General features: G+C 66.7%; 13 protein-coding genes. 4 read left to right on the forward strand and 9 right to left on the reverse strand.

Going from position 1 to position 14,803, the window contains the following annotated elements:
- Positions 1-8: 8 nt before the first annotated feature.
- A complete protein-coding gene (locus EBMC1_RS06020; RefSeq protein WP_040589502.1) occupies positions 9-665 on the reverse strand; it encodes an energy transducer TonB in 657 nt (218 codons plus the stop codon).
- Between the two features lie 267 nt (positions 666-932).
- Here EBMC1_RS06020 and EBMC1_RS06025 point away from each other — a divergent pair, with 267 nt between their 5' ends.
- The 3 genes from EBMC1_RS06025 to EBMC1_RS06035 all read left to right on the forward strand — a co-directional run bounded on the left by EBMC1_RS06025 (position 933) and on the right by EBMC1_RS06035 (position 4,133).
- Complete coding sequence (locus EBMC1_RS06025; protein ID WP_003042082.1) at positions 933-1,817, forward strand: hypothetical protein; 885 nt, start codon at positions 933-935, stop codon at positions 1,815-1,817.
- Between the two features lie 111 nt (positions 1,818-1,928).
- Positions 1,929-3,248 (forward strand): homoserine dehydrogenase, encoded by a 1,320-nt coding sequence (locus EBMC1_RS06030; protein ID WP_003042083.1) that lies wholly within the window; start codon positions 1,929-1,931, stop codon positions 3,246-3,248.
- 60 nt (positions 3,249-3,308) lie between these two features.
- Positions 3,309-4,133 carry a hypothetical protein gene (locus tag EBMC1_RS06035; RefSeq protein WP_003042085.1) on the forward strand — a complete coding sequence of 275 codons (825 nt, stop codon included), beginning with the start codon at positions 3,309-3,311 and terminating at the stop codon, positions 4,131-4,133.
- A gap of 9 nt (positions 4,134-4,142) precedes the next feature.
- Here EBMC1_RS06035 and EBMC1_RS06040 read toward each other — a convergent pair whose 3' ends face one another.
- Positions 4,143-4,529 carry a hypothetical protein gene (locus tag EBMC1_RS06040; protein WP_231292871.1) on the reverse strand — a complete coding sequence of 129 codons (387 nt, stop codon included), beginning with the start codon at positions 4,527-4,529 and terminating at the stop codon, positions 4,143-4,145.
- A 129-nt stretch (positions 4,530-4,658) separates the two neighbouring features.
- Between EBMC1_RS06040 and glpX the strand changes: the two genes are divergently transcribed.
- Positions 4,659-5,633 (forward strand): class II fructose-bisphosphatase, encoded by a 975-nt coding sequence (glpX, locus tag EBMC1_RS06045; RefSeq protein WP_003042088.1) that lies wholly within the window; start codon positions 4,659-4,661, stop codon positions 5,631-5,633.
- Positions 5,634-5,667: 34 nt separating this feature from the next.
- Here glpX and EBMC1_RS06050 read toward each other — a convergent pair whose 3' ends face one another.
- The 7 genes from EBMC1_RS06050 to mnmG form a co-directional block, all read right to left on the reverse strand.
- Positions 5,668-8,460, reverse strand: a complete 2,793-nt coding sequence (locus EBMC1_RS06050; protein WP_003042089.1) for an MSCRAMM family protein — start codon at positions 8,458-8,460, stop codon at positions 5,668-5,670.
- A gap of 33 nt (positions 8,461-8,493) precedes the next feature.
- Positions 8,494-9,321, reverse strand: a complete 828-nt coding sequence (locus EBMC1_RS06055; protein WP_003042090.1) for a fimbrial biogenesis chaperone — start codon at positions 9,319-9,321, stop codon at positions 8,494-8,496.
- Positions 9,322-9,546: 225 nt separating this feature from the next.
- A complete protein-coding gene (locus EBMC1_RS06060) occupies positions 9,547-10,044 on the reverse strand; it encodes a DUF4402 domain-containing protein (RefSeq protein ID WP_003042091.1) in 498 nt (165 codons plus the stop codon).
- 284 nt (positions 10,045-10,328) lie between these two features.
- Positions 10,329-11,288, reverse strand: coding sequence for a ParB/RepB/Spo0J family partition protein (locus EBMC1_RS06065; RefSeq protein ID WP_003042092.1), 960 nt, complete (start codon positions 11,286-11,288; stop codon positions 10,329-10,331).
- Positions 11,289-12,071: a ParA family protein gene (locus tag EBMC1_RS06070; RefSeq protein ID WP_003042095.1), complete on the reverse strand. Its 783-nt coding sequence runs from the start codon at positions 12,069-12,071 to the stop codon at positions 11,289-11,291. It lies immediately after the preceding gene.
- Complete coding sequence (rsmG, locus tag EBMC1_RS06075) at positions 12,068-12,724, reverse strand: 16S rRNA (guanine(527)-N(7))-methyltransferase RsmG (protein WP_003042098.1); 657 nt, start codon at positions 12,722-12,724, stop codon at positions 12,068-12,070. Before rsmG ends, EBMC1_RS06070 begins: the two co-directional genes overlap by 4 nt.
- A 195-nt stretch (positions 12,725-12,919) precedes the next feature.
- On the reverse strand, positions 12,920-14,791 hold the full coding sequence (mnmG, locus tag EBMC1_RS06080) for a tRNA uridine-5-carboxymethylaminomethyl(34) synthesis enzyme MnmG (protein WP_003042101.1): 1,872 nt from the start codon (positions 14,789-14,791) through the stop codon (positions 12,920-12,922).
- Positions 14,792-14,803: the final 12 nt, after the last annotated feature.

A 14,803-nucleotide genomic window follows, 5' to 3' on the forward strand; every position in this document is an offset into this window, starting at 1 on the left:
AGCGATGCTTAGCGATCGATCTTCCAGGTAAAGCGGCTCGACCAGCTACCCGTCGTGGGGTTGCCGTTCCGATCGACGGCCGGTGCGAATTTCGCACGGCGCATCAGCAGCTTGCACGCTGCATCGTCGAGGTCGGAATGCCCGCTGGACGATGTGACCGAACAGCCGGTGGGCCTGCCGTCGGTGCCGATGGTCAGACGGAAACCCGTTGTCCCTTCGCGTTCCTGACGCTGCGCGCTCGGCGGATAGTCGTCGTTCGTCACCCAGCGGCCCGGAGACCCCTTCGGCGACGCGCCCTTCGACATGTCGGGGGTCGGCGGCGGAGCCGGCGGCGCGGGCGGCGTATAGACCTGCGGCGGCGGCGCCGGCGGCGGCGTCGGAACCGACTGAATCTGGTTCGCGGTGCTCGGCGGCGGGATCGGCGACGGAGGCGTCACGACCGGCGGCGGCGGCGGCAGCTTGTTATCCGGCGGCGGCGGCGGCGGCGGCTCCTCCGGCGGCGGCGGCTCTTCGACGTCCACCACGTCCAATTTTTCGGCAATTTTCTTGACGATGCTGATATTCAGGCCGTTCACCAGGCCGTAGCCCAGCACTGCCGTCAGCAAGCCCACCAAGACAATTGCCACTACCCTGTTTTTAGGGTCGACATTATCACCATAAGCCATTCAGGGACGACGCTCCTTGCTAGATCATCCTGACACCAAATCCGCACCATCGGGTTCGGTTGCCAATTGCCCGGATATTTTCCGATGCGCTCCGCAGACCCGATGGCTTAGCAGCCGGCTTGTTCTGTTTATGCCGGACGCTTCACCGCTCGTCCTATCGCGGTGGCGAGAAGTTCGCAAACCCTTTATCAGCGGTTAATGTGCACTTGTCCATGATGGGCAATTGGCCGCCTTTCGAGGCAGGATGGAACAGAAGGTGGATCGAATATGCGCGCCCTCGCCCTGGCTACCGTGGCCGGCATTGCTTTGTTTACTAATTGTTTTTCAGATGCTTACGCCGAGTCGCCGACCCCCGCCGCGGTCGCCGAAAGCCCCTGGAGCTATGCCGATCTCGCCGATCTGGCGACAGTTGCCCCGATGGTGATCGAGGCGCGCCTCTACAGCACGGCGCTGCTGAAACCCGAACGCGCACCGGGGCTCGCGGCGGGCTTCGCGCGATTCTATGTCGAGGCTGATGTGGTCAGCCTGATTCGCGGATCGGGCCCGCTGGCGGCGCGGATCAGCTATCTCGTCGACCTTCCGCTCGACGCAAAGGGCAAGCCGCCGAAGCTCAAAAAGAAGCAGCCCGTGCTGCTTTTCGCCCGCCCGGTCGCGGGCGCGGCGGCGGGGAGCAGCAGCACCGGCAGCGTCCAGCTGATCGCGCCCGACGCCCAATTGCCGTGGGACGCTGCGACCGAATCGCGGCTGCGCGCGATCCTGACCGAGCTGGTCAAGCCCGGCGCGCCGCCCGCGATTACCGGAATCGCCAACGGCTTCCACGTCCCCGGCACGTTGCCCGGCGAGGGCGAGACGCAGCTGTTCCTCGACACCAAAACCGGCGAGCCGGTGTCGATCACCGTCCTGACCGCGGCCGACGGGTCGCGCCGCTGGTCGGCCGCGTTCGGCGAGATCGTCGACGAAAGCGCGCCGATTCCGCGCCAGAACACGCTGGGTTGGTATCGCCTCGCCTGCGGCCTGCCGCGCAGCCTGCCGCTCAGCAAGCTCGGCGGCACCGCCCCCGAAGACCGCAAAAAGGCGGCCGCCGACTATGCCGTCGTCCTCGGCGCGCTCGGCCAATGCACGCGCACCCGCACGCCGCCGCCGGGCCTCTGATCCAGCCGAATTGCCGGGCCTGCGGCAACGCGGGGCCTTGTTTCCGGGCGAAAAGCCGATAGGGGCGCAGGCGACCGCGGGCTTCGGCCCGCCCTGCCAAGGAGTGCCTGCATGTCGCCTCAGCCCGTCCCCGCTGCCCCGCGCCCGCCGTTGCGTGTCGCGCTCGCCGGTATCGGCGTCGTCGGCGGCGGCGGCGTCCGGTTGCTCGAGGCCAATCGCGACCTGATCGCCCGCCGCGCCGGCCGCGCGGTCGAGATCGTCGCCATCTCCGCGCGCGATCGCCAGAAGGATCGCGGCGTCGATCTGTCGCCCTATCGCTGGGAAGACGATATGGCGGCGCTGGTCGAGGCCGACGATGTCGATGTGGTGGTCGAAATGGTCGGCGGCGCCGACGGCCCGGCGCTGACGCTCGCGCGTCAGGCGCTGGGCGCCGGCAAGGCGCTCGTCACCGCGAACAAGGCGATGATCGCGCATCACGGGCTCGATCTGGCGCGGATCGCCGAGGCGCAGGACAGGCCGCTGAAATATGAAGCCGCCGTCGCGGGCGGCATCCCGGTCATCAAGGCGATCCGCGAAGGCGCGTCGGCGAACGAGATCGCGCGCGTCTACGGCATCCTCAACGGCACCTGCAATTATATCCTGACGCTGATGGAGCGCGAGGGCGCGAGCTTCGCCGATGCGCTCGCCGCGGCGCAGGCCGAAGGCTATGCCGAGGCCGATCCGACCTTCGACGTCGACGGGATCGACGCCGCGCACAAATTGTCGATCCTCGCCGCGCTCTGCTTCGGCACCCGGCTCGATTTCGACACGGTGACCGCCGAGGGTATCCGCGGCCTGATCGCCGCCGACATTCGCGAGGCCGCCGCGCTCGGACACCGCGTCCGCCTGATCGGCATGGCCGAACGCTACGAAAGCGGTCTCTATCAGCATGTCCAGCCGTGCCTCGTCCCCGCCGACCATCCGCTGGCCTATGTCCCCGGCGCGCTCAACGCCGTCGTCGCCGAGGGCAATTTCGTCGGCCGCCTGTTTTTCGAAGGCGCGGGCGCGGGCGCGGGGCCGACGGCGTCGGCGATCGTCGCCGACATCATCGACATCGCGCGCGACGAATATGGCCCCGCCTTCGCGATGCCGGTCGATGCGCTCGATGCCGCTCCCGCCGCCGATGCGGGCGCGCGCGTCGGAAAACATTATGTCCGCCTGATCGTCGAGGACCGGATCGGCGTCCTTGCCGAGATCGCGACCGCGATGCGCGACGCCGGCGTTTCGATCGAAAGCTTCATCCAGCGCGGCGACGATGCCGAAGGCGGCGTCCTGATCGCGCTCGTGACGCACGAAGGCCCGGGCCGCGCCGTCGCCGCAGCGCTCGCCGCGCTCGCGGCTTCGGATCATGTCATCGGTACGCCGATGCACATGCCGATTCTGGCGCTCTGACCCCGCTTGCATTCGCAAATCCCGCTGTTAGCTCTCGCTGAGGGGAACGGGGGGACAGAAATGGACATAGCGATCCGCGAGGGCTTGGCCGAAGCACGCGCGCTGGCCCGCCAGCATTGGCAAGCGCTGCTGACCTATGTCGGCCTCGGCGTCGTGCTGCCCTTTCTGCTGCTGTCGAGCGAGCCGATCTTCGATCTGCGCACCCTTGTCGCCATCGCCGCCGATCCCTGGACCTATCGCGTCAGCGGCTCGATCACCGGACCGCTCTATCTTCTGGGTATCGTCAGCCTGATCGTCAGCGGCGCGCTGCTCGCGGCGTGGAATGCGCTGCTCGCCGACATCCGCGAGGGTTATATTTCGGAGATCATGTACGGGCTCGTCGCGGGGGCGGCCTATCTGGCGGTCAATATGATCCTTTATTTTGGCGTCGGAATCATCTTGTCGCTGCCGATCCTGCTGCTCGCCGCATTTCAGCCTGTTCAGAGCTATGGAATCGCCCTCGCGATCCTCCGCTATATCGTTTCGGCGCTGCTTGGCTCGTGGATCTATGCGCGCTTCTGTCTCGTCGGCCCGGTAATGGCGGCGAGCGGGCGGCTCGAGCCGGTATCGGCCTTTGCCGAATCCTGGCGCCGCACGCGAAAGGCGTGGTCGCGCCTTCTCGGGCTCTATCTCGCCATCTATGTCGTGTCCGGCCTGCTGACGCTGGCGCTACTCGCGCCGCATCTGTTCATCCTGTTCAACAGCGCTCCCGGCAGCTTCGCCGAAACGGCGATGAGCGTCGGGTGGCTATTGTTCTGGGCCGCCTATTTCCTGATGCTGCTGCTCGTTCCCGCGGGTCTGTACCGTGCATCCGAGGGTCGGGCCGCGGTCGAGGTCTTTGCCTAGGCTGCGCGTCTAGGGCTCCTCGGGCAGCGCGGGGGTGCCCGTTTCGGGATCGGTCGCGCGCTTCGCCATCTCGTAAAGCGGATTATATTCGGGGCCGGGCTTGTACCCCCCGCCGATCGGCATCCAGTTATAGGGCAGCTTGTCGAGGCTCATCGCCTTCGCCTCGGCGCGCGGGATTTGCGGCGATGCATCCTGACCCACCCCGGCGATGGCGCGCAGTTCGGGCGACAGGCGATTGCGGTCGGTATCGGAGCCACACACCAGAATCTCGCCGGCCTTGATCGGGCCGCAGCGGCGCACGGGGTCGGGCAGCACCCGGCTGCGCGCGATCGCCCCCTCTGCGTCCTGCGCGGGCGGCGGCGACGCCTCCTGCGCCGCGAGCGGCGGCGCTGTCATGCCGATGACGCACGACAGCGCAATCACGCCCCCGAATCGGGCGAAGCGATCTCGACAAGCGGGGCGCACGACCATATGGCGCCCAGCATGCCGATGGGGCGGAGCAAGTAAAGACGGAGATGTGTACCGATGGCAAAAAGTGGCGGTAGCAACCTCGACCGGGTCCTGGTGCTCGAAATGGTGCGCGTCACCGAAGCCGCGGCGATCGCCGCCGCCAAGCTGATCGGCCGCGGTGACGAAAAGGCGGCCGATGCCGCCGCCGTGGAGGCGATGCGCAACGCGTTCAACACGCTCTATATGGACGGCACGATCGTCATCGGCGAAGGCGAGCGCGACGAAGCGCCGATGCTCTATATCGGCGAAAAGGTCGGCAATGCGCCGGGCAAGGGTCCGAAGATCGACATTGCGGTCGATCCGCTCGAAGGCACGACTATCACCGCCAAGGCCGGCCCCAACGCGCTCGCGGTGCTCGCGATCGCCGAAGAAGGCTGCCTGCTCAACGCCCCCGACGTCTACATGGACAAGCTTGCGGTCGGCCCCGGCTATTCGCCCGGCATCGTCAATTTCGACAATAGCGTGCGCGAAAATGTCGAAGCGGTGGCCCGCGAAAAGGGCTGCGCGCCGGCCGACATCATCGTCTGCGTCCTCGACCGCCCCCGCCACGAAGCGATCATCGCCGAACTGCGCGCGATCGGCTGCGGCGTTGCGCTGATCCCCGACGGCGACGTCGCGGGCGTGATCGCGACGACCAATCCCGAAACCAATGTCGACATCTATATGGGATCGGGCGGCGCCCCCGAAGGCGTCCTCGCCGCAGCGGCGCTGCGCTGCGTCGGCGGCCAGTTCAAGGGTCGCCTGCTTTTCCGCAACGACGACGAGCGGCTGCGCGCGAAGAAATGGGGGATCGAAGATCTCGACCGCGTCTACGACCTCGAAGATCTGGCGAAGGGCGATGTGATCTTCGCCGCAACCGGCGTCACCGACGGCTCGCTACTGCGCGGCGTCAAGCACCGGCGCGGCGGCATTTTGACCACCGAAACGGTCGTGATGCGCGCATCGTCGGGCACCGTGCGCTGGGTGAAGGGCGAACATCGCCTCGGCTGAGGATGCCCTGCCACCCCAAAGCGGGATCAGGACTCTAGCCGCCGCCATCCCTCGCATCATCGGGCGGTGCCCGTGCGCCGCCCTGTCCCCCGTCGGCGGCGTCCCCGCCCGCCAGCGCGCGCGCCAGCGGCCTTAGCGCCAGCGTTCCGAGCCGAACGCGCGGCATCTGCTTGCCGGGGACGGCGGACAGCACGAAAGCGGGATCGAGCCGCAAAGCGGCCGCCGATGCCTTCGCCATCCGCACTGTGTAACGCCCGTAAGCTACGCTTTCGAAAAGGAAATATCCGTCAAACTCGGTCAGCGTGGTCGCGCGCACCCGTCCTTCGGCATCGACCAGCTCGAGCTGCAATCCCTCGATCGCATTGCCGCCGTCGCGCATTGCGACGCCTTCGATTTCGCCGGCGGCGGTCAGCGGCAGCGCGACCCGCGTCGCGACGCCGGGCCGCGGCGTGACGACCACACCGGGCAGCGCGGGCTGGACATAGGGATCGGGCAGGCTCCCGGCGTCGATGCCGATCATCACCGGACGAAAGGGTTCGAGTCCGTCGATCGTGGCGCTGCCATCCTTCGCGGTCGCGCGATCGACAAAGGCATTGCCCGCGGTCAGCGGGACGTCGGCGACCGCCGCTTCGCCCGGCTGGCGGATGCCGTCGGCATTGTCGTCCATCCACACTTCGGCGAGCACCTGACCGCGGCTCGCCAGTTTTTCGCTCGACACGCGCCAGCCCCCGCTGCCGCCATCGGCCCGGCTGCGCGGCCCGAAGCTGAAGGCGAGCGACAATGACGCCGCGACCGAGCCGTCGCTCGCCACCTCACCGAAGCCCGAAAGCTGAAACTTGTCGAAACGGCGCGTGTAGCCGATCCCGGCGCGCGCGCGGTCGAGCCCCTTGTCATAGCCCAGCTCGGCGCGCCATTCGGCGTCGCGCTTGCCCGACCATTCGGCAATTGCGGTCAGGCGCGAATCGGCGTTTGATCCCGCCAGCGCAAAGCGCGCCTCACCGCGCAGGCGGACGCGCCCGATACGCGCATTGGCGAGCAGTGTGGCGGTCAGATTGTCGGGCGGGTCGGGGCCATAGGGCACATCCGATCGCGACCAGTCGATCTGCCCGGTCAGCGTCATGGTGCGGAAACTCGCCGAGGCGCGCGCCGAGGCCTCGATGCTCGAAACGCCCGAGGTCCGGTCGATCTTCGCCAGATCGACGTGCAAGGGCAGCACCGTCTGTCCCAATTTTACCGACTGGTCGATCGACACCGAATAGAGGCCGTTGATATTGTTGATGAAACGGTCCGAAACAAAACCGCCCCAACCGCGCATGGCGTCAGCGCGGATATAGGTTTCGCCAAAGCCGGCGAGCCAGCTGGCCCGCAGCGCGCGACCGCCGTCGTCGGCATAGGCAGCGCCGACCTCCAGCAAGGTCGGTCCGATCGAACGGCGCAGCGCCGCTTCGCCATAGTTGCGGCGGACATTTTCGATCAACAGGCTGTGGAAATAGGCGGCGATCGAGGTGCGGGTATCGAGGCCGCGCTCGATCCCCGCCGAACCGCGCCAGCCGCGCCGGAAGGCGCCGCCGCGCGGCCCGCCGAACTCGATCAGGTCGGTATCGTCCTGGGCAATCCCGGCCCAATACCAGGTCTTTTGCGGCGGAATCGAATCGAGCCCGACCTGCAACTGCCGGATTTCGCGCCGCACTTGCCCCTGCGGGCCATAAAGGACGATTTCGAACCGGTTCGATCCATATTGCAGTGGGACGCCCAGAAATTCGTAGCGGCCATCGCCATTGGGGCTGGTAAAGGCCAGCAACTGGCCGTTGCGATAGAGTTCGGCGTCCCATCCGGCGGGCAAATCACCGCGGAAATCGGTCTTGTCGAACGCGTCGGGGCGTTCGACCGGGCGATTGGTCAGGACCGCGCCGCGGCCCGGTACCGATTGGGCGACGATTCCCGTCGACAACAGGCTGACATCGCCGACCGCATAATGCGTCGCGCGGAGCGGGCCGAGAAGCTGGCCGGTGGGATCGGTGCGATAGAGCCGCAGGCGAAGACTGTCGGGGACGCCCTTGTCGTCGGACGACAGGCGCGCATCGAAGCTCTGCTTGAGCAATTCGCCGGCCGCGAAGATTTCGTAGCGCGCCTGCGTCGAAGAGCCGCCCTGCTTGTCGGACACCACGCCTGCCGAAGCGACAACGTCGACCGACGGCGTGCTCCACGTTCGGTAGGGGCGCGTCGTTTGCGGCAGGCTGGCGAGGTCGAAGCGCGTCTGCGGACGGATCGTTGCGGCGCGCGCGCGGCGTTCGGCGGCGAGCTGAAACGGCAATTTTTCCTTCGAATCGATGCGCAGAACCGCATTCGACAGGTCGGCGCTGATCGGCACGCCGATCCATTTCGACAGGCTGGCAAGGTCGACGCACCACCCCGCCGCCGTGTCGCGGATCGTATTCGCCCCGATCCGGATGCGCTCGCTGCCCGCGCGGACTTCGCCCGCGTCGCGGTCGATCAGGAAGGTGCGGCGCTCGTCGAGCACCCAGCCGGTTGCGCGGCGCAACTTACGGTCGACGCGCACCGCGAGATCGAGTGCGAGCACGACATCGGCAAGATCGACGCACAGCCCCTGCGGCGTCTGATAACCCCGCACCCCGTCGCCGAGCCGATATTGGCCCGAGCGCAGATCGAACAGCCAGCGGTCGTCTTCGTTCGGTTTCCAGCCGTCGCTAGGAATTTGAGAAATATCTGTTTTTTCAGCGGCATGGGCGCCGGTGGGCAGCGTGCCCACCAGCGCCATCCCGGCAGCGAGCGCCGGCAGCAGGCGTTTCAGGAGGGCGCCGAGCATCGCCGCCTCCGCCCGATCCCGCGCGCCGTCCGGCTATTTCACCACCCGGTCGGCCTGATCGATCGTCGCGCCGCCGACTTCGCGATCCTCCGAATAGCGGATCTGCACCGGCCCCTTCAGCTTCGCCGCGACCTCGGCCGGCACGCGCAGCGAAACGGTGCGCTCGCCGACCTCGGGATAGACGGCGATGCCGCGCGCCAGCAGCAGCGGCTCGGCCACACCCGGCCGCGTCACCGCGATATCGCCATAGACCGACCGGTTGCCGGTGCGCGTCAGGTGGAAATTGAAGGCAGGTCCGTCGCGCGTATCCCCAACCCAAGCCTCCCCGATCTTTGCGGTCGCGGCGAGGTCGCCGACGCGCACGATGATCGGGATAGTGATGCCATAGATGGGGGTAAGCGCGATCGACACACCTTCGCCCTTCGGCTTGGCAGGATCGGCGACGGCCGGTGCCGCATCGGGAACCGCGCGGAACAGCATATGCGCGCGATATTCACCCGGCGCGAGCCCTTCGGGGATACGCACGCCGATGCGGATCACCTGCGGCTGGTTCGGCGGCAGCGTCACGCGGCGCGGGCTGAAGGCGATCATGTCGAGCGCGGCGCGTTCGGCAGCGTTCGCGTTCGCCTCGTCGATCTCGTCGAGCCCGCCCTCGGCGGTCATCCGCTTGACCTCCAGGCTGACGCGGTAGGTTGCGGGTTCGGCCCCGATGTTGTTGAGCACCACCTCGGTGCCGCGCGATCCGTCGAGAATCACGCGCGTCGGTGCCACGAGCAGATCGCCCGCGGCGTGCGCGGACGGCGCGGTGCTGCTGCACACAGCCGCCGCGAGCAGGCAAAAGCCCCTGAAAAAGCGAAACATAGATACGATCCCCACAATCGTGCGGGGGCCGCGGTCGCCGCCCCCAGGTTGGTCGCATCCCTGTTGCGCCATCATGGTTGATATTTCGCTAACCATGCCGGGGCCCGCGCAGGTAGTCCTGCGCCGCGCATACGAAAAGGGGCCGCCGGAGCTGGTATCCGGCGACCCCTTTCGATGGCCGGCACGCCCACAGGCGCGCCGATCCCCCCACCTGATAATCAGGGTTTACTGGTAGTTGGCAGTGACGTTGAACGTGCCGCTGTAATCGCCAGCCGTCTGGTTGGCGCCAACGCTGAGCGTGCCGCCGACCTGAAAGCTGCCGCCGGTCGCACCGAGCGTGACGTTCGTCGCCGAATAGCTGAGCGTCGAGGTCATCGTGCCGCCGAGCGATCCGTTGAGCGTGACATTCGCGTCGCCGCCGACCACGACAACCGCACCATTGGTGCCGGTGATGTCGAAATTGGCCGCCGTCGTGGTGCCGGTGCAGGTCAGCCCGGTGCCGCAGGTCACGCCGCCCGCGGTCGACACCGCGACCGTCGAGGCGGTCGCGCCGCTGATGACGGTCGCGAACTGCAGGTCGCTGGTGTTGGAGAGCGTGATCTGGCGAAGGATCTTCGCCTTCGCCGTACCCGTGGCCGTCGCCGCATGCGCCGCCGGGGCGTTCATGGCAAGAGCAGCAATAGCGGCGCCGATGAGGGCGCGCTTCATTCCAATGGTGCGCATAAGTTGGTCCCTTGAACAGTCGATAATCGAATGGAAATCCCACCCCATTCGCCGCCCCCTTTAGCGGGCGACCGGTTCAGCTTTTGCCCAACAAGCATGGTTAACAGCGCATATAGAATTGGCCCGCCTTGCGGGGTGCAAGCGAGCAAAAACAAGGCGTTAAGCCAGTATTCGGCCAATCGTGGGGATTGCCGTCGCCTCTTTAACGGCCCGCGGCGGGACAGATTAAGCGCGTCGGATAGAAAAATATCAGCAGCGAATCGCGATAGGTCGGCACGCGCCGATCAGATCGATTCGCCCGACAGCCGCTGGCAGATCATGTCGAGCTGGTCGAGCGACGCGAATTTCAGGGTCAACGCGCCCTTGCCGCCGCCCGCATAGTGAATCGCAACGCCAATTCCGAGCAGCTCGGACAGATGCCGCTCGACCGCGACGATGTCGGGATCGCGCCCGCCGCCAGCCGCGCTCGGGCTTTCGGCGGGCGCCTTGCGGCCGCCCCCCTTCGCCTCGCGCACCAGCGCCTCGACCGTACGCACCGACAAGCCTTCCTGGACGACCCTGCGCGCGATCGCTTCGGCGCCGTCGGCCCCGATCAGCGCGCGCGCATGACCCATCGACAGCGATCCGTCACCGACCAGATCCTGCACTTCGACCGGAAGGTCGAGCAGACGCATCAGATTCGCAACATGGCTGCGCGACTTGCCGACCAGCTTTGCCAGCGCTTCCTGGCTGTGACCGAAATCCTCGATCAGCTTGCGATAGGCGCTCGCCTCTTCGATCGCGTTCAGATCCTGGCGCTGGATATTCTCGACCAGCGCAATCTCATAGGTCGCAGCGTCGTCGAGCTCGCGGACCAGCGCGGGAATCTGGTGCAGTCCCGCGCGCTGCGCTGCGCGCCAGCGGCGTTCGCCGGCGACCAACTGGTACCCCTCGCCTCCCGGGGCGCGCCGGACGATGATCGGCTGCAACAGGCCGCGCGTCCCGATCGAATCGGCAAGCTCGGCAATCGCATTTTCATCGAAGTGGCGGCGCGGCTGGCCGGGAAGCGGGCGAATCGCGCCCACCGCGATATGCTGCACCGAATCGCCGGCAGGTGCCGACGTCGCCGGGCGGGCGGCACCGGGACTCGCGAGTACCGGGGCTTCTGCCGCTACGTCGCCGAACAGCGCGTTCAACCCGCGGCCGAGTCCCGACGGGCGTTTGCGCGGCGCAGATGGTCCGGTTTCTTCTTTATTATCAGCCATTTATGCAGCCTTGCGAACGTTGGGCAGGCGGTCGATCAGTTCGCGCGCGAGCGCGATATAGGCGGCTGAGCCGGCGCAGCGATGATCGTAGATCAGCGCCGGAAGCCCGTGGCTCGGCGCTTCGGACAGCCGCACGTTGCGCGGAATGACGGTCTGAAAGACCACCGGCCCCAGCACTTCGCGCACATCGTCCGAAACCTGGTCGGTCAGCCGGTTGCGGCGATCGAACATCGTCAGCGCGACGCCGAGAATTGACAATTTCTGGTTGAAGCGACCGCGTACGCGCTCGACCGTAGTGAGCAGTTGGCTCAACCCTTCGAGCGCAAAGAATTCACACTGCAACGGCACGATCAGCGATTCGGCGGCGATCAGCGCGTTCAGCGTCAGCATGCCGAGCGACGGCGGACAGTCGATCAGGCAGATATCCCACTGCCCCGCCTCGGCACTCGTCAACGCCTGCTCAAGGCGATGGAGCCGATCGGCAAATTCGATCAGTTCGATCTCGGCACCCGACAGATCGACCGTCGCAGGGACGATATCAAGCCGCGGCACTGCGGTCGGGACGGCACAATCGGCCAGCTGCGCATCGCCGCGCAGCAATTCATAACTCGAAAATTCGCGCTGCGACTGCGCGATTCCGAGCCCCGTTGAGGCGTTGCCCTGCGGATCGAGGTCGATGATCAGCGTGCGCCAGCCCGTCGCCGCAAGCGCGGTCGCCAGATTGATCGCGGTCGTCGTCTTGCCGACCCCGCCTTTCTGGTTCGCCACGGCGATACGGATCATCGCTTTCCTCGCTGTTTTGCGCCGATCGTCCCCATGCCGACCAATATCTGGCTCTCGGCGTCGGTCCGGCTCTGTTCCACGTGAAACATTCTCTGCCATGGCTGCGGCAGAGATGCCAGTTCCTTAACTGCATTTCGCCCCTTTGGCAGCAGCCACCGCGTCGATTCGGTGGAAAAACGCGTGGATAAGGCGATCAGCTTGTCGAGCGGCGCAAAGGCCCGCGCGCTGATCGTCGCGGCGGGGCGCGTTTCGATGCGTTCGAGCGGCGCTTCGGCAACCTCGACGTGCGCGAGATCGAGCTCGCTCGCGACCGCACGCAAAAAATCGCAGCGCCGACGCCGTGATTCGACAAGCAGCATCGGGCGCGGCGACAGGATTGCGACGACCAGCCCGGGCAGTCCCGGCCCGCTTCCCAGATCGATCCAGAGCCCCTCGAGCGCACCGTCGAGCGCCAACAACTGCGCGCTGTCGGCGATATGCCGCACCCACAAGGTCGAGACTGTCGATGCAGCGATCAGATTCTGCCGGGCATTCTCCTCGACCAGCATCGCGGCAAAGCGCTCGAGCTGCGCCCATTGCCGTTCGTTCGGCGCAAAGGTCGCCCCGATCCAACTCCGTGCCTCCGCTTCGCTTGTCAGCAATTCGACCGTCATGCGTATATTGTCCCGTCGATCAATGGCCCTCGACCTCACCCACCCTAGCGCCTTGTGAGCGGCATTCGAATCCCGCGGCGGGCGCGCGAGGTCTTTCACGCGGGTGTGCTTCATCGCTAGCCAGCCGGGGGATGCACCGAGAAGCAGCAGTCACATGTCCGATCACCCCTGTTAGAAATGTCGGCCACACCCACCTCACGCCGCCCTTCGTCGACTATGCACCATGATCGCGGTCAGCGCAGCTGGGGTCACGCCGTCAATGCGCCCCGCCTGCCCGAGTGTTTCGGGTCTAGCCTTGGTTAGGCGCTCGACCATTTCGCGCGAAAGGCCGCCGATCGCGGCATAGTCGAGCGCGGGGTCGAGCAAGATAGCCTCATTCGCCGCGAGTGCGCGCAGTTCGGCGTCCTGCCGCGCGATATACGGCGCGTAGTGCGCATCCTCTGCAAGTTCGGCGAGCAATGTCGGATCGATGTCGGCAAGCTCTGGCGCGAGCACCGCAAGGTCGCTGATCGCGATACCCGAATAGCGCAACAGGTCGATTCGCGTCCGCTGCGTCCCGTCGCCCGGCAATGCCAGGCCGATGGCGGCATAATCGGCGCTCGCTACCGGCGCTGACAACAGCTCGGTCGCTTTGGCGCGCTCCGCCATGCGCGCATCGAACTGCGCCGCCGTCACCGGTCGCACCAGCCCCAGCGCGATCCCCTTCGGCGTCAACCGCGTCGCGGCATTGTCGGCGCGCAGCCGGAGGCGATATTCGGCGCGCGCGGTGAGCATGCGATAGGGCTCGGTGACACCCTGTAACACCAGATCGTCGACCATCACCCCGATATAGGATTCAGACCGGTCGAGGATCAGCGGCTCGCGGCCCTGCGCCGCCAGTGCGGCATTCGCCCCCGCAACCAGTCCCTGTGCCGCCGCTTCCTCATATCCGGTGGTGCCGTTGATCTGACCCGCGCACCACAGGCCGGCGATCGCGCGCACCTGCAGACTGCGATCGAGCGCCCGCGGATCGACATGGTCATATTCGACCGCATAGCCGGGCACGGTCATCTCGACGCGTTCCAGACCCTCCATCGAGCGCAGCATCGCGAGCTGGACATCGGCGGGCAGCGATGTCGAAATACCGTTCGGGTAGACGAGCGGCGAATCGAGCCCCTCGGGTTCCAGAAACACCTGATGCCCGTCGCGGTCGGCGAAGCGGTGGATCTTGTCCTCGATCGACGGGCAGTAACGCGGCCCTGCCGCCCCGATCGCGCCGGTGAAAAGCGGCGAGCGGTGGAGATTGTCGGCGATGATGCGGTGCGATTCGGCATTGGTGCGCGTGATTGCGCAGAAAATCTGCGGCACTGTCCGCTCGCTGTTCCACGTGGAACAGGTCCAGCGCGCGCCTTCGGCGCTGTCCGACGGTTGTTCCTCGAGCCGCGCCCAATCGATCGAGCGCCCGTCGAGCCGCGGCGGGGTTCCGGTCTTGAGCCGCGCCATCGGCAAAGCCGCAGCACGCAATTGCTCGGCGAGCCGGTGTGCGCCGGATTCGCCGAGCCGCCCGCCCGCCATGCGCTCCTCACCCCGAAACAGGCGCCCGCCGAGGAAGGTGCCCGTCGCGAGCACTACCGCTGGGGCAACGAGACGCGTCCCGTCGCCCAGTTCGATACCTTCGACGCGCGCGCCATTGTCACCCAGCACCAGCGCAGCGGCTTCGCCCGCCACGACAAGAATCCTCTCCTCCGCTGCAAGCAACGCCTGGATCGCGTCACGATAGAGTTTGCGGTCGGCTTGAATGCGCGGCCCCTGCACCGCAGCGCCCTTCGACGCGTTGAGCATCCGATAGTGAATCGCGGCGGCATCGGCGGCGCGCGCCATCCAGCCGTCGAGTGCATCAACTTCGCGCATCAGATGGCCCTTGCCGAGGCCACCGATCGCCGGGTTGCACGACATCGTGCCGATCAGCGCCGGGTCGAAACTGACGAGCGCAACGTGCGCGCCGAGCCGCGCCGCGGCACCCGCGGCCTCGGTTCCGGCGTGCCCTCCGCCGACGACGATCACGTCGAAAATCTTGCTGCTATCCATGATTGCCGCGCC

The sequence above is a fragment of the Sphingopyxis sp. MC1 genome (genome assembly GCF_000371385.1).
In the GTDB taxonomy this organism is placed as follows: Bacteria; Pseudomonadota; Alphaproteobacteria; order Sphingomonadales; family Sphingomonadaceae; genus Sphingopyxis; species Sphingopyxis terrae.